Source organism: Blastomonas sp. AAP53 (assembly GCF_000331245.1).
GTDB lineage: Bacteria > Pseudomonadota > Alphaproteobacteria > Sphingomonadales > Sphingomonadaceae > Blastomonas.
The window spans coordinates 367,288-387,682 of sequence record NZ_ANFZ01000009.1 but is presented as its reverse complement, the minus strand read 5'-3'; the positions used below and the strand labels follow the sequence as shown (position 1 = coordinate 387,682).

Genomic DNA, 20,395 nt, shown 5'->3' with positions numbered 1-20,395 from the left:
CCTAGCGGCTCTGGTGGCGGATGTTCGATGGCCTGCCGCGCCGCTTGATCGGCGGGCGGCCCGGACGATTTCCGCCCGGCTTGCCATCGGGTCTGCCGCGATAGGGCGTGCGCATGAAATTGCCGCCCTCGGGAAGCTCGAACTTGACCGCGCCGGTGATCGGGTCGGCTTCTGCCAATCGCAGCTCCAGCCGCTGGCCGACCGCATATTGCTCGCCCGTCGTCTCGCCGGTCAGCGTCTGTGCCTTTTCATCGTACCAGAAACGTTCCGCACCCAACGTCGACACCGGGACCAGCCCGTCACCGCCGAACTCCTCGATCGTCGCAAAGAAACCGAAATTCTGCACGCCGGTAATCCGCACCTTGTGGATTTCGCCAACACGCGTCGCCAGGAACGCGGCGACATAGCGATCTACGGTCTCGCGCTCGGCCTCCATCGCGCGCCGCTCGAACTGGCTGATCAGCTGGCAGATGCGGTCGAGCGAGGCAGCGTCGTGGTCCGCGAGCCCGGTGGTCGGCGGCAGGTCGAGCTTGGGCGTATTGGGTTGTTCCAGCCCAAAGCCATCGACCAGCGCGCGATGCAGCAGCAGATCGGCATAACGGCGGATCGGGCTGGTGAAATGGCCATAAGACGCCAGCGACAGGCCAAAATGCCCCATGTTGCGTGGCCCGTAATAGGCCTGGGTCTGGCTGCGCAGCACCTGCTCCATCACCAGGGGCTTGACGGTTTCGTCCGTCACCTTGGCCAGGATGCCGTTGAACGTCGAAGGTCGCACGACCTGGCCCAGAGCGAACGAAATCTCGAAGGTTTCGAGGTAATCCTTCAACGCGACCAGCTTTTCGCGCGATGGCGGTTCGTGGACGCGGTAGACGACGGGCGCCTTCTTGGCCTCCAGTGCCTTTGCCGCCGCGACATTGGCCGCTATCATGTAATCCTCGACCAGCCGATGCGCATCGAGCCGCTCGCGTGTCGCGACGCTGACGATGCGGCCCGCCTCGTCGAGCACGATGCGGCGCTCGGGCAGATCGAGATCGAGCGGTTCGCGCGCCTCGCGCGCCTTGAACAGCAGCTTCCAGCACGCCCAGAGTGGACGCAGGACGCTGTCGGTCAGATCGTGCGGCTTTTCGCCATCGATCGCCGCCTGCGCGTCCTCATAAGCGATGTTTCCTGCGAGCCGGACAATCGCGCGGGTGAATTTCCACGATGTCAGCTTGCCCTTGGCGTCGATCACCAGATGGCAGACCATCGCGGCGCGATCCTGCCCGGCCTTGAGCGAGCACATGTCGGCCGACAGCACCTCGGGCAGCATCGGCACGACGCGGTCGGGGAAGTAGACGCTGTTGCCGCGTTTGCGCGCAGACCGGTCGATCGCGCCGCCGGGGCGGACATAATAGGAGACATCGGCGATGGCGACGATCGCACGATAGCCACCGGGATTGGCGGGGTCCTCGTCGGGCGCGGCCCAGATGGCATCGTCATGGTCGCGCGCATCGACCGGATCGATGGCGACGATCGGCACATGGCGCAGGTCTTCGCGCATGTCAGGGGTCAGCGGCAGCTTCGCCGCGCGCTCGGCCTCGGTGATCGCCTCTTCGGGGAACTCCAGCGGAATGCCGAACTTGTGGACCGCGATCAGGCTGAACGACCGAGGCGCAAAGGGTTCGCCCAGCACTTCGGTCACCTTGGCCGATACGCGGTCGCGCAGGCCGCTCTGCTCGGCGAGCACTAGCTGGCCAGGTTCGGCCTTGCCGGGATCGGAAATCGGCACCAGCCGCCGGATGCGCTTGTCCACCGGCTTGAGCCACAGCTTGCCATTCGCATCGTCGCGTTCGACCACGCCCAGCAATTGCTCACCGGCGCGCTGCAACTTCTTCATCACGAACGCGCGATAGCCGCTGCCGGCCTCTTCGGTGCGTGCCAGCACCCGGTCACCCACGGCCAGCGCGCCTGAACGGCCGCGCTCTGATATCCGCACCTTGGGCGCGGGCATGCCCTCGGCCTGCCAGTTGTCGGGAACGCCGATCAGTTCGCGGCCTTCGACCTCGATGATCTTGAGCACGGTGACCTTGGGCAGGCCGCCCATCTTGTGGAACGCCCGGCCCGGAGCACTGTCGATCAGGCCCTCATCGGCCATGTCCTTGAGCAGTGCCTTGAGCGCGATCTTCTCTGCGCCGCGCAGCTTGAAGTGCTTGGCGATCTCGCGCTTGCCCGCAGGCTCGTAGGACTCGGTAATGAACTTCAGGATCGCCGCACGATCGGGCATGCCACCGTCGTGCGAGCGGGGAGCCTTGGCCTTGCCGGGACGATCCTGCGCCACCTGCCGCTCAATAGGCCCGGGCGAGCAGCACGCGCTCGACCGCCGGAGCACCGGTGAAGAAGCAGGTCGATCCGGTAGGCGACGAGCCTTCGGGCGTGTTGCGGATGGTCAGCTTGAGCGCCTTCAACTGCTCGACGACCTTGTCGAGTGCCTCGCCGGTCGGGCGGCACCAATCGACCGCGACCCAGCCGGGGTATTTGCTGCCCTCGAAATGTGTCTTGAGCTGTTCCATGTCTGTGACATCGCTACGCACCTCGGCGTCCAGGCGTTGCTTGGCAGCGCAGAACATCAGGGTCTGAATCTGGTCGAGCAGCGCAGGCGCTTGCCCCACGAACGATTCCCAGTGCATCGCCTGGTTGGCAAGCTTGCCGTCCTCGCCGTACAGCGAATCGCGGCGCAGCATGGTCACCTGCTCGCCTGCGGCATCGCGGCCACCGATCTCGAGGATGATCGGCGCGCCCTTCTTGACCCAACCCCAGCGCTTGGGTCCGGCCTTGCCTGCCTTCTTGTCGATCAGCACGCGCAGCGGCTCGCCGAACGCCGAGGCATCGAGCAGGGCCGCGCGAATCTTTGCGCAATAGGCGAGCAGCGCCTCGTCCTCGGGATTTTCGCGCAGCATCGGGATGATCACGATCTGGTGCGGCGCGACCTGCGGCGGAACCTTGAGGCCATCGTCATCGCCGTGCGTCATGATCACACCGCCGACCAGACGCGTCGAAACGCCCCAGCTGGTGGTGTGCGCAAACTGGAACTGGCCTTCGCGGTCCTGGAAGCGGATGTTCTGCGCGTGCGCGAAATTCTGGCCCAGATAATGCGAGGTGCCGGCCTGCAGCGCCTTGCCATCCTGCATCATCGCTTCGATCGAATAGGTCGCAACGGCACCGGGGAAGCGTTCGTTCTCGGGCTTTTCGCCCGCGATCACTGGCATGGCGAGCGCGCCTTGCGCGAAATCGCGGTACATCGCCAGAATGGTCAGCGTCTCAGTCATCGCATCGGCTTCGCTCTCGTGCGCGGTATGACCTTCCTGCCAGAGGAATTCGGAGGTGCGCAGGAACATGCGCGTGCGCATTTCCCAGCGCACCACGTTCGCCCATTGATTGACCATGATCGGCAGGTCGCGCCAGCTCTGCAGCCAGCGTGAAAACGCCGTGCCGATGACGGTTTCCGAGGTCGGACGAACCACCAGAGGCTCTTCCAGCTTGGCTTCGGGATCGACGACCAGCTGGCCGTCTTCCATCTTCAGCCGGTGGTGGGTGACCACCGCCATTTCCTTGGCAAAGCCTTCGACATGCTCGGCTTCCTTGGCGAAATAGCTCAACGGGATAAACAGCGGGAAATAGCAGTTTTCGTGACCGGTTTCCTTGATCTTGCGATCAAGCAGCATCTGGATGCGTTCCCAGATGCCATAGCCCCAGGGCCGCATGATCATGCAACCGCGCACACCCGATTCCTCGGCGAGATCGGCTTCCTGGATCACGGCCTGATACCATGCGGCAAAATCTTCCTGCCGGGTGACGGGCAGTGCGTTCTTCTGGGTCACTTGAATTCAGTCCTGATGCTGTAGAACAAGGCCCGCGTGCCTAGGCCGATGAAACCCAACAGGCAATCACCAGTTTGCGTGCTGCGCGGGCCCCGATGCTGTTCGTCGATAAACCGGTCAGCTCTTGTCGACCAGGCTGTCGATCTTGCGCTGCATCGCCGACAGTTCGGCCTTAAGCGCAGCGATTTCATCGTCGGAAGAGCCGGACGACGGCTGAACCACAGTCGAAGCGGAAGCCTGCTTGTCCTTGCGCGGATTGAAGGCGCTCGATGCCGCTTCGAACATGGCCAGGTTCTGGCGGGCGAGCTGCGCGAACGGGCTGTTCTTGATGCTACCTTCCATCGCGCTCTGGAACTTTTCCTGGTTCTTGCGGAATGCATCCATCGAAGCTTCCAGATACTGGGGTATCATCGACTGCATCGAGTTACCATACATCGAGATCAGTTCGCGCAGGAAGCCGACCGGCAGCATCTGCTGGCCGCTGGACTCTTCTTCCATGATGATCTGGGTGAGGATGTTGTGCGTGATGTCGTCGCCGGTCTTGGCATCGACAACCTGGAAGTCCTTGCCTTCACGCGTCAGCTTGGCCAGAAAATCGAGCGTGATATAGCTCGACGACCGGGTATTATAAAGACGGCGATTGGCGTACTTTTTGATGATGATGACATCATCCGAATCCGAGGTGCCAGATTTGGCCATGCGTTCGTCTCCCGCTATATCCTGCCGCACTGTAGCACCGCAGTATAGTGCACTGCAACATGCACCCCGCCCTTTGCCACTTTTCCTCGCGCTGGCGCGACAGCAGCTGGCTGATGATCCTGCCAGGTTGATCCAGCTTTTGCAGGCGCTTGACCGCTATCAGCGAACCGATCGAGGCTTTTTGCGCCCGCCTGGTCGACCATTGCTGCAGCACGGCAAGGCCATGTTGCGCAGCGCAGCAGGATCAACTGCGTCCGATACTGGTACACCTGGTGCCCCGCGCGTGGTGTTCGTTCCGTCGCCCATCAATGCGCCTGATGTGCTGGATATGGACGTTCAATGCTCGCTCATGGGATGGCTGGAGGAACAGGGTGTTCGGTGCGCCCTGCTGGATTGGGGGCCGATAACGCCCGAAGATCGCGCCGATACCCTTGACAGCTTCGTGATGCACAGGCTGCTCCCGCTGCTGCAGGCAGTGGATGGGCCGGTGCATCTGGTCGGCTATTGCCTGGGCGGGCTGATTGCCTGGGCAGCAGCCTGTCACCTGCCGGTGCGCAGCTTGTCGCTGATCGCCACGCCCTGGCATTTCAGCGGCTATCCCGCTGCAAGGCGCGAAGAGCTGACCCGAATGTGGCAGCACCACCGCTCAAGCTGCGAAGCCATGGGACTCGTCCCGATGGAGGTCATGCAGCACGGTTTCTGGACACTTTCACCCGACAAGCTGATGGAGAAATATCTCAAATTCGGTGCGATGCCACCGGACAGCGCCAGCGCCCAGCGATTCGTTGCGGTGGAGGACTGGGCCAATGGGGGCGAGCCCCTGCCCTTTGCGCTGGGGGAACAATTGTTCGAGCAGCTCTACCGTGACGATATCACCGGCAAGGGCCAGTGGACGGTGGGCGACATTGCCATTGCCCCCGGCGCGATCCGCGGGCCGGTGATGGAATTCGCTTCGGCGAGCGATGCCATCGTCCCGCTGGCCTGCTCGCCCGACATGCCCGGGCGCGAGGTTATGGCCTCAGGACATGTCGGCATGGTCATCGGCGGCAGCGCGCCCCGAACATTGTGGCCGATGCTCAAACGGTGGATATTGTCACACGAAGGCTCTATCTAGCAGGAACGAACTTTCCTTTACGCAAATGGAGTTTCCAGGCCATGTCCAGCATCGTCATCACCGCCGCCAAGCGCACGCCTGTGGGCAGCTTTCTGGGGGCCTATGCCGCAACGCCCGCGCACGAACTGGGCCGGATCGCGATCGAGGCCGCGCTGACGCAATCGGGCCTGAGCGCCGAAGAGATTTCCGAAGTCATCCTGGGCCAGGTGCTCACTGCAGGTCAGGGCCAGAACCCGGCGCGCCAGGCGTCGATCAACGCCGGCATCCCCAAGGAAGTGCCCGCCTATGGCGTCAACCAGGTCTGCGGATCGGGTCTGCGCGCGGTAGCTTTGGGCTTCCAGTCGATCGCCAATGGCGATGCCGATGTCGTGATCGCCGGCGGCCAGGAAAACATGTCGATGTCGCCGCACTGCCAGATGCTGCGAGCCGGGCAGAAGATGGGCGACCTCAAGCTCGTCGACACCATGGTGTATGATGGCCTGACCGATGTGTTCAACCAGTATCACATGGGCATCACCGCTGAAAACCTCGCCGAAAAGTACCAGATCAGCCGCGAGGCGCAGGACCGCTTTGCCGTCCGTTCGCAGAACCTGGCCGAGCACGCGCGCGCCGACGGCCGCTTCATGGACGAGATCGCCCCGGTCACCATCAAGGGCCGCAAGGGCGATACCGTCGTCACCGATGATGAGTATATCCGCGCGGGCGCAACCTATGAAAGCGTCGCCGGATTGAAGCCTGCGTTCAAGAAGGACGGCACCGTTACCGCCGCCAATGCCAGCGGCCTCAACGATGGCGCAGCCGCGCTGGTACTGATGCGCGAGGAAGATGCCGCCAAGCGCGGGCTCACGCCGCTGGGCCGGATTGCCAGTTGGGCATCGATGGGCGTCGACCCCTCGATCATGGGCATCGGCCCGGTGTCAGCCAGCCGCCGTGCGCTCGCCAAGGCCGGCTGGAGCGTCGAGGAGCTCGACCTGATCGAATCCAACGAAGCCTTTGCCGCGCAGGCTTTGTCGGTCACGCAGGAAATGGGCTGGGATCCGGAGAAGGTGAACGTCAACGGAGGCGCGATCGCCATCGGTCACCCGATCGGCGCCAGCGGCGCGCGCGTGCTCACCACGCTGCTTTACGAAATGGGCCGCCGCGACGCCAAGAAGGGTCTGGCGACCTTGTGCATCGGCGGTGGCATGGGCATCGCGGTCTGCATCGAGCGATAAAGGCTCAGTCCACCCAAAGCCTGTCGAACCGCCGTCCGATCTGGGTCAGCCATTCATACTGGCTGACCCCGGTCGCGGCCTCGACCTTCAGAAGGTCCAGGTCGGCGGCGATCCAGTCGCCCTCGCCCAGGCCTGGCGCAGCGGTGATGTCGATGCAGGTCAGGTCCATCGACACACGGCCGAGCAGCGGCAAGTGCTGCGCTGCGCCGACAAAACCACCTATGGACGAAAGCGCGCGCTTGAAGCCGTCCGCATAGCCCAGCGAGACGGTGGCAGTGCGCATGTCGTGCGATGCGGCGAACGTCGCACCATAGCCGACCGTGTCGCCCGCGCGCACCTGCCGCACCTGCAGGACCCGCGCTTCCAACCGCATCACCGGTTGAATTTGTTCGGCCAGCGCCGCGCAGGGTACTCCGCCATACAGCGCGAGCCCGGGGCGCGTGCAGTCGAAATGATACGCGCCGTCCAGGGCAATTCCGGCACTGTTGGCCAGGCTGTAGCGCCGCGCCGCCACCTGATTTCGCACTTGCTCGAACCGCTGGAGTTGCGCCGCATTCTGCGCGCTGTCCTCGTCGGCGGACGCAAGGTGACTGAGGCACAGGTCGACGTCCAGCCCTGCGCACAGTCCAGCAATATCGTCGCGCCAGTCGAGGCCCAGGCGGCTCATCCCGGTGTCGATCATCACATGGCAGCGCCCGCCGCCTGCCTGTTTCCAGCGGGCGATCTGATCGGCGCTGTTGAGCACAGGGACTGCAATCCCTGATACCGCGACTGCTTCCTCGCCCGGCGCGATGCCGTGCAGCACCGCGAGGCGCGCCGGATCGACCAGCCCTGCCAACGCCTGCGCCTCATGCCAATGCGCCACGAAGAAGTCGGCACAGCCTGCCCGCGCGAGCCGGGGGACGACATCGGTCGCGCCCAGACCATAGCCATCGGCCTTGACCGCCGCGCCGGCGGTGGCAGCACCGCTCAGTCGATCGAGCGCGCGCCAGTTTTCGGCCAGCGCTGCGCCATCGAGAACCAGCCGCATGTTCGCCATATCAGTAATTCGCCGGGGCGGTCCCCGGGCTGCCGGGATGGTGCGTCTCGCGCAGCATGAACATCGAGACCAGGAACGCCATCAGCACCACGGCCCAGGTGTACCACAGCCCCGAATAGGGATTGCCCGTCTTGGCGATGATGAAGCTCGCGATAAACGGCAGGAACCCACCGAAATAGCCGGTGCCAAAATGATAGGGGATCGACATCGAGCTATAGCGGATGCGCGGCGGGAACATTTCCGACAGCAGGGCTGCGACCGGGCCGTAGGTAGCGGCCGACAGGGCGCCGAGGCCCGCCAGCGCCAGCACGATCACCAATATGCTGAGCGCCGGGGGAACACGCGGGGTGAAATCATAGCCCGCAGCAGCCAGCGCCGCATCGACGCCTGTGCTGCTGGTATCGGCCACCACCGTATCACCGATCTTGACCGCGACCCGCGGCCCCTGCGTCAGCGTATAGCCAACACCCTTGGCGGTGAACTGGGCGAGCAGCTTGCCGCAATCGGTCTCCTGCTCCTTGGCAAAGGGCGAGTAGGTGCATTGCGGGCCCGAGATCACCACCGGAGCGCGCTCCATGGCGGAATTGAGCGCGGGATTGGCGACGCTGCCGATCAGCCAGAATAGCGGGAACACCAGCACCAGGGTGAGCGCATAGCCCCATACGATCGGCTTCTTGCGACCGACCCTGTCCGACAGCGAACCGAAATAGATGTAGAACATCATCGAGATGCAGGCGGACGCTCCGACGATGATTTCCGCTGCGGTATCATCGACCCGCATCGGCCCCTTGAGGAACGACAATGCAGAGAACATCGCGGTGTACCAGATCACCGTCAGGCCCGCTGCGATCCCGAACAGCGCGACGAACAGCCGCTGCTTGTTGCCGGGATAGGTGAAGCTTTCGACAAACGGGTTGCCAGCGAGCTCGCCGCCCGCCTTCATCGCCTTGAACACCGGGCTTTCGGACAGCTTGAGGCGCATCCATAGCGACACCGCGAGCAGCAGCAGCGAGAGCAGGAACGGCACCCGCCAGCCCCAGTCGTTCCACAGCTCGTCGCTCATGATCGCCTTGCAGCCGAGCACGACCACGAGGCTGAGCACGAAACCGCCGACAACACTGGCCTGGATGAAACTGGTATAGAAACCGCGCTTTTCAGGCGGCGCGTGCTCGGAAACATAGATCGCCGCCCCACCATATTCACCGCCCAGCGCCAGCCCCTGCAGGATGCGCAGCAAGATGATGATGATCGGCGCGGCGATGCCGATGGTGTCGGCAGACGGGATCAGGCCGACGCCGGCGGTGGCAATTCCCATCAGCGTGACCGTGACGAGGAAGGTATATTTGCGCCCCAGCCTGTCACCCAGAAAGCCGAACAGGATCGCGCCCAGTGGACGAAAGCCAAAGCCGACAGCAAAGCCCGCCCAGACCAGCAGCGTCTCGAGCGTCACGTTTCCGCTGGGGAAGAACGTGCGCCCGATGATCGCGGCCAGCGTGCCGTAGATGAAAAAATCATACCATTCGAAAATGGTGCCAAGCGATGATGCGCCGATCACCAGCCGGATTTCCGACTTGCTTGGCGTCACGATATCCCCGTCCGCTGCGACCGTTGCGGTCATCCAGCATCTCCCCAAATGCGTCCCTATTCGAGTTCGAGTATCACTGCATCGACAGCAAGGCTATCCCCTTCGGCAGCGCTGATCGTCTTGACCGTCGCTGCCTTTTCGGCGCGCAGGATGTTCTCCATCTTCATCGCTTCGACGATCGCCAACGGCTGGCCGGGCTGTACCTTGTCGCCTTCAGCCACGTGCAGCTTCACCAGCAGGCCCGGCATCGGGCACAGCAGGAAGCGCGACAGATCGGGCGGCACCTTCTCGATCATGTGCCGGGCATGCTGCGCAACATGCGCGGGCAGGACCTCGAACCGGTGCGTCGCGCCGCGCGCGGTCAGCGCAAAGCCGGTGCGGGTGCGCTGCACCTTGACCGCCAGCTCGTCGCTGTCTTCCTCGTCACCGAAATCGGCCACGGCCATGCGGTCGCCCGGCGTGTAGCCCATGCTCATGTCGACGATCGCGCCATCGACCACGATCGCGTCCTCGCTGACCGAGACCTCCATCGCGATATCACCCTGGCGGATGCGCCACTCGGACGGCGGGGTGAGCCGGTTGCCCAGCTGGTCGCTGATCCGCAGTGCGCGGTCAGCTTCGGCGGTGGCGATGAACGCCGCCATCGCCGCCAGCCGCTGGAGCAGTTCGGGCGATGCCGGGCTCCCATGAAAGCCATCGGGATATTCCTCGGCGATGAAGCCGGTGGTGATGTTGCCCGAGCGGAAGCGCGGATGCTGCATCAGCGCCGAGACGAAATCGAGATTGTGCCCCGGGCCTTCCAGCTCGAACCGGTCGATGGCGAGGATCTGCCGGTCAATCGCCTCAAGCCGCGTTTCACCATAGGTAATCAGCTTGGCGATCATCGGGTCGTAATGGATCGAGACCTCACCGCCCTCTTCGACGCCATCATCGACGCGCACGCCCTTCTTCTGCTTCGGCGGATTGTAGCGCACCAGACGGCCGATCGAGGGCAGGAAGCCGCGATACGGGTCTTCGGCGTACACCCGGTTCTCGACCGCCCAGCCGGTGAGCTTCACATCGTCCTGCGTGAAGGCGAGCGGCTCGCCATTGGCGACGCGGATCATCTGTTCGACCAGATCGAGACCGGTGACCAGTTCGGTGACGGGATGCTCCACCTGAAGCCGGGTGTTCATCTCGAGGAAGTAGAAGCCATCGCCGGTCTTGTCCGCGCCCGAGACTATCAGTTCGACCGTGCCCGCGCTATAATAGCCGACTGCGCGCGCCAGTGCGACAGCCTGTTCGCCCATCTTCTTGCGCATCTCGGGCGTGACGAAGGGCGACGGTGCTTCTTCGACCACCTTCTGGTGGCGGCGCTGGATCGAGCATTCGCGCTCACCCAGATAGACGATGTTGCCATGCTGGTCGCCCAGCACCTGGATTTCGATATGGCGCGGCTGGAGGATGAACTTCTCGATGAACACGCGATCATCGCCGAAGCTGGCGAGCCCCTCGCGCTTGGTCGCCTCGAAGCCTTCGCGCACGTCCTGCTCGTTATAGGCTAGGCGCATGCCCTTGCCGCCGCCGCCTGCCGACGCCTTCATCATCACCGGATAGCCGATCTCCTCGGAAATCCGCACCGCGTGCTCGGTATCGTCGATCTCGCCGACGAAGCCGGGGACGACGTTGACGCCCGCTTCCAGCGCGAGCTTCTTGGATTCGATCTTGTCGCCCATCGCGGCAATCGCGCCGGGGGGTGGGCCGATGAAAGTGATGCCGGCTGCCTTCAGCGCCTCGGCAAAGCTCGTGCGTTCGGACAGAAAACCGTAACCGGGATGCACCGCATCCGCGCCGGTCGCCTTGCATACCTCGATGATCTTGTCCGCCAGCAGATAGGACTGCGCGGCAGGCGACGGACCGATGTGCACGGCCTCATCGGCCATCTCGACATGGGGCGAGCGCGCATCGGCATCCGAATAGACGGAGACGGTCTTGATGCCCATCTTCTTGGCGGTGCGGATGACGCGGCAGGCGATCTCGCCGCGGTTGGCAATCAGGATCTTGGTGATTGGCATGATACGTCAAATCCACTTTGCGGGTCATGGTCGACCTCGGTTGGGAACAGATACTGCAACGCCTCGGGCGAGACGCTGTGGTAGATGGTGGCGTGGGTCAGCTTCTGGTGCGGCGCATAGCACCAGGTACGGCCCTCGCGCGGGCTGGCGGCAAGCGCCTTGACCAGCTGGTTCATGGCCGCCTGCATCTGGCCGCCTTCATTGGCGATCGTGAGATACAGCCGATGCGGCCGTGATGTTGGTGTCTTGAGCAAGCTGGCAGCAGATTTGGCGAGCTTGCCGCCCTCCCACCACAGGCTGGGGCTGATCGCAGCATAGTGATCGAACAGGTCGGGCTCGGTGAGGTAGGTCTCGACGATGAACAGCCCGGCGAGCGATTCCCCGATCACGGCGGTTTCGCCACTGGTGCGATAGGTCTTGGTGACCAGCGGCATGACCTCATCGCGGATGAATGCGCGGAACGCCGCAGCACCGCCTGCGGTCGGAAACTCCTTGAGCAGCGTCGTATCCTGTGTCGGTCCGATCAGCTCCCGCTTGCGGTCCTGCGTCGCCACCCCCACGACAATGACATCCCGTGACCGCGCCCATAATGCGCCGAGCGCGCTGGTGCCGGTGATGTGCAGAAAGTCCTGATCCAGCCCGCCGTCGATCAGGTACAGCACCGGATAGGTCTTGCCCGAAGTCGCGTAATCAGCGGGCAGATAGACGTTGACCGCCCGCTCCTGCGCCAGCGGTTTCGACGCCAAAGTGTGGGTCTCGCCGATGGTGATCGGCACCGGCTGCGCAGCGGCGGGCACAGCGCAGGCGAGTGCGATCGCAATAAAGGCCGATCGGACGAAATTCATGCGCGGGCTTCTGCCATCACCAATCCGTCATCCTGAACTTGTTTCAGGATCCATCCCGCCCCAACAGCCGAAGCCGCGTGGGGAGAAATGGGCCCTGAACCAAGTTCAGGGGGACGGAAAGGCAAACGGGATTTCACTCCGCCGCCTCCAGATGCCCGTGCGGCTGCGCGGCCATCGCCCTCATGCCGAGCTTGGACAGCAGCGCGCCGTCCTTGTCATCGCCGGCATTGGGTGCGGTGAGCAATTTGTCGCCGGTGAAGATGCTGTTCGCGCCCGCCATGAAGCACAGGGCCTGGCAGCTTTCGGACATGCTTTCGCGGCCCGCGCTGAGGCGCACCATCGAGTGCGGCATCGTGATACGCGCGACCGCGACCGTGCGGACGAATTCGATCTCGTCGATCTTGGCGAGCGGCGTATCGGCGAGCATGTCGCCCAGCACCGTGCCCTTGACAGGCACCAGCGCATTGATCGGCACGCTTTCCGGGTGCGGCATGGTGGCGAGCGCGTGGATAAAGCCGATGCGGTCCGAGCGTGTCTCGCCCATGCCGACGATGCCGCCGCAGCATACGTTGATGCCCGCCGAGCGGACATTGTCCAGCGTCTCCATCCGGTCCTCGAAGGTGCGGGTGGTGATGACGTTGGCGTAGTTTTCGGGCGCGGTGTCGATATTGTGGTTGTAGTAATCCAGCCCCGCATCGGCGAGTTGCTTGGCCTGCGAAGCGGTGAGCATCCCCAACGTCATGCAAGTTTCCATGCCCATCTCGCGCACGCCCTTGACCATCGCAGCGAGCTTGGGGATGTCCTTGTCCTTGGGGTTGCGCCACGCAGCGCCCATGCAGAACCGGCCCGATCCATGGTCCTTGGCCTGGGCGGCTGCCTGCAGCACCGCCTGCACGTCCATCAGCTTGGTCGCCTTGACGCCGCTGTCAGCGTCCTTGGACTGGCTGCAATAGCCGCAATCCTCGGGGCAGCCGCCGGTCTTGATCGACAGCAGCGTCGAAAGCTGCACTTCGTTGCGCGGGAAGTTCGCGCGGTGGACGCTCTGCGCCTCGAACATCAGGTCGTTGAACGGCAGGTCGAACAGCGCGGTAATGTCTTCGCGGGTCCAGTCGGTTCTCATTTCGGTGGTCACTCAAAATCTCCGTTTGTGTCGAGCGAAGTCGAGACACGTATGCGGCAGGTCCCTCGACGTCGCTCGGGACAAACGGGTGGGGGTGGTTGGGGCTATCACTCTGCAGCTTCCTGAACTGGTGGCATGTTATGCCCCAGCAGACGCAGCACATCGGCTGCGCACTCGACGACGTTCGATCCGGGGCCGTAGATGCCTTGCACCCCGGCATCGCGGAGGAAGTCATAATCCTGCGGCGGGATGACGCCGCCGACGATCACCTTGATGTCGTTGCGCCCGGCATCCTTGAGACCTGCGATCAGCGAAGGGATCAACGTCTTGTGCCCGGCGGCGAGCGAGGATGCGCCGACAACATCGACGTTGCTCTCGAGCGCAAGCACGACGGTCTCCTCGGGCGTCTGGAACAATGGCCCCGAGACGATCTCGAAGCCGAGGTCGCCGAACGCCGAGGCAATCACGTTCGCTCCGCGATCATGCCCGTCCTGCCCCATCTTTGCGACGAGCAATTTGGGCTTGCGACCCAACCGCCGCTCAACGGCCTTTACGCCCTCGACCACCTGCGCCCAGCGGCCATCATCGACATACGGCGCGCTGTACACGCCCTTGACCGGGGTCGGGACGGTTGCATAGCGCCCGAATACGTCCTCCATCGCCTGGCTGATTTCGCCGAGCGTCGCGCGGGCACGCGCGGCATCGACCGCGAGCGCGAGCAAATTGCCATCGCCCTTTGCACCTTCGCGCAAAGCATTGAGCGCGGCCTGGCACGCAGCCTCATCACGCGAGGCCTTGACCGCCGCGATCCGTGCGACCTGGCCTTCACGAACCTTCGCGTTGTCGACATCGAGCGTCTCGAGCTGGTCCTCGCTCGGCAGGCGATACTTGTTGACGCCCACCACGACGTCCTCCGCGCGATCGACGCGTGCCTGGCGTCCGGCGGCGGCTTCCTCGATCATCGCCTTGGGCCAACCAGCCGCCACGGCCTTGGCCATTCCGCCTTCGCTCTCGACGCGCTCGATGATCTCCCACGCCTTGTCGACCAGCTCCTGCGTCAGGCTCTCGATATAATAGCTGCCCCCCAGCGGATCGACCACCTTGGTCATCCCGGTCTCTTCCTGCAGCACGATCTGCGTGTTGCGGGCGATGCGTGCGGAGAAATCGGTGGGCAATGCGATGGCTTCGTCCAGCGCATTGGTGTGCAGCGATTGCGTACCGCCCAACATCGCGGCCATTGCCTCGATCGTGGTGCGGATGACGTTGTTGTACGGGTCCTGCTCGGTCAGCGACACGCCCGATGTCTGGCAGTGGGTGCGCAGCATCTTCGAGCGATCGTCCTGCGCGCCCAATTGCGTCATCACCCGGTGCCACAGAACGCGCGCGGCGCGCAGCTTGGCGATTTCCATGAAGAAGTTCATGCCGATCGCGAAGAAAAACGAGAGGCGCCCGGCGAACTTGTCGATGTCCAGCCCCGAGGCAACGCCGTATTTCACATATTCCATGCCATCGGCGATGGTGAAGGCGAGCTCCTGCACCTGCGTCGCGCCGGCTTCTTGCATGTGATAGCCCGAGATCGAGATGCTGTTGAACTTGGGCATTTCGCGCGACGTGTAACCGAATATGTCCGAGATGATCCGCATCGACGGTTCGGGCGGGTAGATGTACGTGTTGCGGACCATGAACTCCTTGAGGATGTCGTTCTGGATGGTCCCGTCGAGCAGCTTGCGGTCAACGCCCTGCTCCTCGCCCGCAACGATGAAGAACGCGAGGATCGGGATCACCGCGCCGTTCATCGTCATGCTGACCGACATCTTGTCGAGCGGGATGCCGTCAAACAGGATCTTCATGTCCTCGACGCTGTCGATGGCGACGCCCGCCTTGCCGACATCGCCGGTGACACGCGGGTGGTCGCTGTCATAGCCGCGGTGCGTGGCCAGATCGAACGCGACCGACAGCCCCTTCTGACCCGCAGCCAGGTTGCGGCGATAGAAGGCGTTCGATTCCTCGGCGGTGGAGAAGCCGGCGTACTGACGGATCGTCCAGGGGCGGCCCGCATACATGCTGGCGCGCACCCCGCGGGTGAACGGCGCAAAGCCCGGCAGGCCGGGATCGACCGACACATCGTCCGCCGTGTACAGCGGCTTGACCGCGATCCCCTCTGGCGTCTGCCAGGTGAGATCGCGTCCCTTGACCTCCTTTTCGGCGAGCGCCTGCCAGTCGGTGATGTTGGGTGTGTCGGTCATTCTATCGGTCCCGTGTGTTTGGATCAGCTGCCGGTGAAGTTGGGCTTGCGCTTCTGCAGGAAGGAGATTGCGCCTTCGCGTGCATCGTTGGTGTCGCCTGCGATCCGCTGGCCCTCGGCCTCGCGTGCGAGCGCAGTGTGGAAATCGCATTCGAGCGCTTCGACCAGATTCTTGCGCATGATGCCGAGTGCCACGGTGGGCATCGACGCGAGACGCTTCGCCAGCGCCATCGCCTCGTCCATCAGGCTGTCGTGCTCGACGACCTTGTAGACCATGCCCCAGTCGTGCGCCTTCGCGGCGGGGATCTTCTCGCCCAGCATCATCATCTCGGTCGCGCGCGCCTTACCGATGAGCCGGGTGAGCATCCAGCTCGCGCCGCCATCGGGCACCAGGCCAATGTTGACGAATGCCTGGAGGAAATAGGCCTTCTCGCTCGCGACGACGAAATCGGGCGCAAGGCCGATCGAGCAGCCGACGCCGGCGGCGGGGCCGTTGACCGCGCTGATCGTCGGGATGTGCAGCCGGTGCAGCTTGAGCAGCATCGGGTTGTAATGCTGGGTCAGCGCCTTGTAGCTGCCCTGCCCGCCCGAGATCGAGCTGTCACGCCCGCCGGTCAGATCCGCGCCCGAACAGAAACCCTTGCCCGCGCCGGTGATGACCAGCGCGCGCGCATCGCCGAGGTGATCGAGCGCATCGTTGATCTCGCCCGCCATCGGCAGCGAACAGGCATTGAGCCGCTCGGGCACGTTGAGCGTGATGGTGGCAATCTGGTCGGCGATATCGAGCTTTATGGTTTCGTAGGTCATGGTCGCAACTCTCTCCTGTTATTCGTCCCTCTCCCTTGACGGGAGAGGGTTGCGCAGACTTGGCGCTGCAAGCGCCTAGTCGAAGCTGGGAGAGGGTGCTCCCCCTCTCCAAGGTTCGGTAGCCGACACGTCGGCAACCTTCCCTATCCTCCCCCGCGTTGGGGGGAGGAGCAAGTATCAGTGCTCCTCGCCCTTTGGCGTCTCCATGATCTCGGTCAGCACCCCGCCCATATCCTTGGGGTGCACGAAGAAGATCAGCGTGCCATGCGCACCAATGCGGGGCTCACCCAGCACACGCTTGCCGATGCTCTCGAACTCCGCTTTCGCTGCGTGAATATCGGGTACCTCATAGCACATATGATGCTGCCCGCCGTTCGGGTTCTTCTCGAGGAACGCCGCGATCGAGGCATTGCCCGGCAGCGGCTCGATCAGTTCGATCTGCGTGCCATTCATCGCGCCATCAGCTCCGGGCGTATCGACAAAGCACACCTTCACCCCCTGCTCGGGCAGGTCGAAAGGATCATGAATCTTGGTCGCGCCCATGACATCGCGGTAGAACACGATGGCATCCGCGATCGAAGGCGTGGCGACGCCGATATGGTTGAGACGGCCTAGTTTCATCACGCTTGCTCCAATTCCGTCATGCTGAACTTGTTTCAGCACCTATTTCGCGTCTCGCGCTTTGGCTCAATCCGGCGAAATGGGCCCTGAAACAAGTTCAGGGTGACGGGAAAATATCCGATCATCCGCAATCACAGCGGAATATTGTCATGCTTCTTCCAGGGATTCTCCAGCTGCTTGTTCCGCAGCTTGCGCAGCCCCAACGCGATCCGTCGCCGGGTCGAATGCGGCATGATCACCTCATCGATAAAGCCCTTGCTCGCCGCGACGAACGGGTTGGCGAAGCGGGCTTCATATTCCTTGGTGCGCTCGGCGATTTCTTCGGGCGTCTTGCCGCGGAAGATGATCTCGACCGCGCCTTTTGCCCCCATCACCGCGATTTCGGCGGTGGGCCAGGCGTAGTTGAGGTCACCGCGCAGGTGCTTTGAGGCCATCACGTCGTATGCGCCGCCATAAGCCTTGCGGGTGATGACGGTGATCTTGGGGACCGTCGCCTCGGCATAAGCGAACAGCAGCTTCGCACCGTGCTTGATGATGCCGCTGTGTTCCTGCGCCACGCCGGGCAGGAAGCCGGGAACGTCGACGAAGGTGATGATCGGAATGTCGAAGCAATCGCAGAAGCGGACGAAGCGCGCGGCTTTCTTCGACGAGTTGATGTCGAGACAGCCCGCCAGCACCATCGGCTGGTTGGCGACGACGCCCACGGTGCGGCCCTCGATGCGGCCGAAGCCGGTGATGATGTTGCCCGCGTGCGTCGGCTGGATCTCGAAGAATTCACCCTCGTCGAGCGTCTTTTTGATCAGCTCGTGCATGTCGTACGGCATGTTCGGGTTGGCCGGAATCAGCGTGTCGAGGCTGTTCTCGATCCGGTCGAACGGGTCGGCGGTCGGCCGTTCGGGCAGGTCTTCGCGGTTCGAGAGCGGCAGGTAATCGATCAGGTCGCGCGCGGCGAGCAAGGCCTCGATGTCATTGTCGAACGCCACATCAGCGACGCCCGACTTGGCGGTGTGCGTCACCGCACCGCCCAGCTCTTCCTGCGTCACCACCTCGTTGGTCACGGTCTTGACCACATCGGGACCGGTGACGAACATGTAGCTTGAATCCTTCACCATGAAGATGAAGTCGGTCATCGCAGGCGAGTACACCGCGCCGCCCGCGCAAGGCCCCATGATCAGGCTGAGCTGCGGTACCACGCCGGAGGCCAGCACGTTACGCTGGAACACCTCGGCATAACCGCCCAACGACGCCACGCCTTCCTGAATGCGCGCGCCGCCGGAATCGTTGAGGCCAATCACCGGCGCGCCGACCTTCAGCGCCATGTCCATGATCTTGCAGATCTTCTGCGCGTGCCGCTCGGACAGCGATCCGCCGAACACGGTGAAGTCCTGGCTGAACACGAAGACCAGGCGGCCATTGACCGTGCCCGATCCGGTGACCACGCCATCGCCGGGGATGATCTGGTCCTGCATGCCAAAGTCGGTGCAGTTGTGCTCGACATACATGTCGAGTTCCTCGAAGCTGCCGGGATCGAGCAGCACGTCGAGCCGCTCGCGCGCGGTCAGCTTGCCCTTGGCGTGCTGCGCTTCAATCCGCTTGATGCCGCCGCCCAGCTGCGCCTTGCCGCGCCGGACTTCCAGTTCTTCCAATATGGCCTGCATCGCATCATCCTGTTTCAGAAACTCGGGATGCTTCCTTTCCAGCCTTTGCGCCCCCAGGCAAATGTTAAATAGCGAACTTGCAAAGCACGACTTTGCAAACTAGGCGCGGACAGGCAATGTCACGCCGCAAACGCCTTTACGCCGGGCAAAGAGTCCGCGCCGTCCGCCGCCACTCGGGGCTCAATCAGGCCGCGATGGCCGAGGCTTTGGGCATCTCGACCAGCTATCTCAGCCAGATCGAGAATGACGAGCGGCCGATCACGCCGCAGGTGCTGACCGCGCTCTCGCGCCATTTCGCGTTCGAGCTGGAAGAGACCCCCGGCGAAGCGCCCTCGGTCAACTGGCAGACGCTGCTCGATGATCCGGTGCTGGCAGGGATCGAGGTCGACCCGGTGCGCTTTGCCCGGCTGCGCGACAGCCACCCCGAACTCAGCCATATCGTCACCAACCTGTACCAGGGCTATCGCCAGGCGCAGGAGCGCGCCGCGATGCTCGATGACAGCCTCGCGGCGACAGGTCAGCACAGCGCGCGCCTGCCCTGGGAAGAGGTGCGCGACTGGTTTCACGAGGCTGGCAATTATATCGACCAGCTCGACCGCACCGCAGAAGCGATCGCCGAGGAGCTGGGCGATGGCCTCAGCATCGAGGGCCTGACCGCCCGCCTGCAGCGCGACCATGGCATCACCGTCAAGTCGCTGCGCGCTGCCGATCCGGTCTCGCCGCTGAGCCAGTTCGACGCGGCCAGCCGGACGCTGTCCCTCGCGGACGGGCTGGCACCGGAATCGCGCTACTTCCTGCTCGCGCACCGGCTGATGGCGCTCGAGATGCGCTTTGCGATCGCCATTCTGGTGGCCAATGCCAGCCTGCGCAGCACGCAGGCGCAGCAGCTCGTCTCGGTGGGTCTGGCCAATTACGCCGCCGGCGCGCTGATGATGCCCTATAGGCGGTTTCGCGAGGCGGCGATGGCATGCCGCCACGATATCGACCAGCTCACCCACCGCTTCGGGGTGAGCTTCGAGCAGGCCTGCCACCGGCTATCGACGCTGCAGCGCCCCGGCGCGCGCGGGCTTCCGGTGTTCTTCTGCAGGGTCGACATGGCGGGCAATATCACCAAAAGGCACAGCGCGACGCGGCTGCAGTTCGCGCGCTTCGGCGGGGCGTGTCCCTTGTGGGTGGTGCATGAGGCCGCCGCGATCCCCGACCGCATCCTGGTGCAGCTGGCCGAAACACCCGACGGCGTGCGTTATGTCTCGATGGCCAAGGGACTGGTCAAGCCCTCGGGAAGCTATGGCCGCAAGCCCCGCCGCTATGCCGTAGCCCTGGGCTGCGAGGTCGAGCACGCCAAGCATTTCATATACGCTGACGGGCTGGACACCGCCTCTGCCGGAGCCATCACCCCGATCGGGATAAGTTGCCGCACCTGCCCGCGCGACAATTGCGATCAGCGCGCGTTTCCGCCCACTGATCGCCCGTTGCTGATCGATCCCGACCGGCGCGGCATGGTGCCGTACCAGATCGGGTAACGATCAAGCGCGCA

At 63.7% G+C, this 20,395-nt stretch carries 15 protein-coding genes; 3 read left to right on the top strand and 12 right to left on the bottom strand.

What is annotated here, in order from left to right; all coding sequences use genetic code 11:
* Nucleotide 1: 1 nt before the first annotated feature.
* The 3 genes from rnr to phaR form a co-directional block, all read right to left on the bottom strand.
* Nucleotides 2-2,263: a ribonuclease R gene (rnr, locus tag D618_RS0108740; protein ID WP_081590492.1), complete on the bottom strand. Its 2,262-nt coding sequence runs from the start codon at nucleotides 2,261-2,263 to the stop codon at nucleotides 2-4.
* Between the two features lie 61 nt (nucleotides 2,264-2,324).
* Complete coding sequence (gene proS, locus D618_RS0108735) at nucleotides 2,325-3,863, bottom strand: proline--tRNA ligase (RefSeq protein WP_152414609.1); 1,539 nt, start codon at nucleotides 3,861-3,863, stop codon at nucleotides 2,325-2,327.
* A 111-nt stretch (nucleotides 3,864-3,974) separates the two neighbouring features.
* Nucleotides 3,975-4,556, bottom strand: a complete 582-nt coding sequence (gene phaR, locus D618_RS0108730; protein WP_026091468.1) for a polyhydroxyalkanoate synthesis repressor PhaR — start codon at nucleotides 4,554-4,556, stop codon at nucleotides 3,975-3,977.
* A 223-nt stretch (nucleotides 4,557-4,779) separates the two neighbouring features.
* On the opposite strand from phaR, the gene D618_RS0108725 reads away from it, so the two are divergent.
* Nucleotides 4,780-5,670: an alpha/beta fold hydrolase gene (locus D618_RS0108725; RefSeq protein WP_152414608.1), complete on the top strand. Its 891-nt coding sequence runs from the start codon at nucleotides 4,780-4,782 to the stop codon at nucleotides 5,668-5,670.
* 41 nt (nucleotides 5,671-5,711) lie between these two features.
* Nucleotides 5,712-6,884 (top strand): acetyl-CoA C-acetyltransferase, encoded by a 1,173-nt coding sequence (locus D618_RS0108720; RefSeq protein WP_017671126.1) that lies wholly within the window; start codon nucleotides 5,712-5,714, stop codon nucleotides 6,882-6,884.
* Nucleotides 6,885-6,888: 4 nt separating this feature from the next.
* Here the strand turns inward: D618_RS0108720 and alr are convergent, their stop codons facing one another.
* The 9 genes from alr to D618_RS0108675 form a co-directional block, all read right to left on the bottom strand.
* Nucleotides 6,889-7,923: an alanine racemase gene (gene alr / locus D618_RS0108715; RefSeq protein ID WP_017671125.1), complete on the bottom strand. Its 1,035-nt coding sequence runs from the start codon at nucleotides 7,921-7,923 to the stop codon at nucleotides 6,889-6,891.
* A gap of 1 nt (nucleotide 7,924) precedes the next feature.
* Nucleotides 7,925-9,541, bottom strand: coding sequence for an MFS transporter (locus tag D618_RS0108710; protein ID WP_017671124.1), 1,617 nt, complete (start codon nucleotides 9,539-9,541; stop codon nucleotides 7,925-7,927).
* Between the two features lie 23 nt (nucleotides 9,542-9,564).
* Nucleotides 9,565-11,562 (bottom strand): acetyl/propionyl/methylcrotonyl-CoA carboxylase subunit alpha, encoded by a 1,998-nt coding sequence (locus D618_RS0108705; RefSeq protein WP_017671123.1) that lies wholly within the window; start codon nucleotides 11,560-11,562, stop codon nucleotides 9,565-9,567.
* Entirely contained in the window at nucleotides 11,541-12,407 is an 867-nt protein-coding gene (locus D618_RS0108700; protein WP_017671122.1) for an alpha/beta hydrolase-fold protein, read from the bottom strand. Before D618_RS0108700 ends, D618_RS0108705 begins: the two co-directional genes overlap by 22 nt.
* 133 nt (nucleotides 12,408-12,540) lie before the next feature.
* Entirely contained in the window at nucleotides 12,541-13,527 is a 987-nt protein-coding gene (gene bioB / locus D618_RS0108695; protein WP_017671121.1) for a biotin synthase BioB, read from the bottom strand.
* Between the two features lie 107 nt (nucleotides 13,528-13,634).
* Nucleotides 13,635-15,773, bottom strand: a complete 2,139-nt coding sequence (gene scpA / locus D618_RS0108690; protein WP_017671120.1) for a methylmalonyl-CoA mutase — start codon at nucleotides 15,771-15,773, stop codon at nucleotides 13,635-13,637.
* A gap of 23 nt (nucleotides 15,774-15,796) precedes the next feature.
* A complete protein-coding gene (locus tag D618_RS0108685; protein ID WP_017671119.1) occupies nucleotides 15,797-16,579 on the bottom strand; it encodes an enoyl-CoA hydratase-related protein in 783 nt (260 codons plus the stop codon).
* Nucleotides 16,580-16,756: 177 nt separating this feature from the next.
* Entirely contained in the window at nucleotides 16,757-17,200 is a 444-nt protein-coding gene (mce, locus tag D618_RS0108680) for a methylmalonyl-CoA epimerase (RefSeq protein WP_017671118.1), read from the bottom strand.
* A gap of 131 nt (nucleotides 17,201-17,331) precedes the next feature.
* Entirely contained in the window at nucleotides 17,332-18,858 is a 1,527-nt protein-coding gene (locus D618_RS0108675; RefSeq protein ID WP_017671117.1) for an acyl-CoA carboxylase subunit beta, read from the bottom strand.
* Between the two features lie 116 nt (nucleotides 18,859-18,974).
* On the opposite strand from D618_RS0108675, the gene D618_RS0108670 reads away from it, so the two are divergent.
* Entirely contained in the window at nucleotides 18,975-20,381 is a 1,407-nt protein-coding gene (locus tag D618_RS0108670; RefSeq protein ID WP_017671116.1) for a helix-turn-helix transcriptional regulator, read from the top strand.
* Nucleotides 20,382-20,395: the final 14 nt, after the last annotated feature.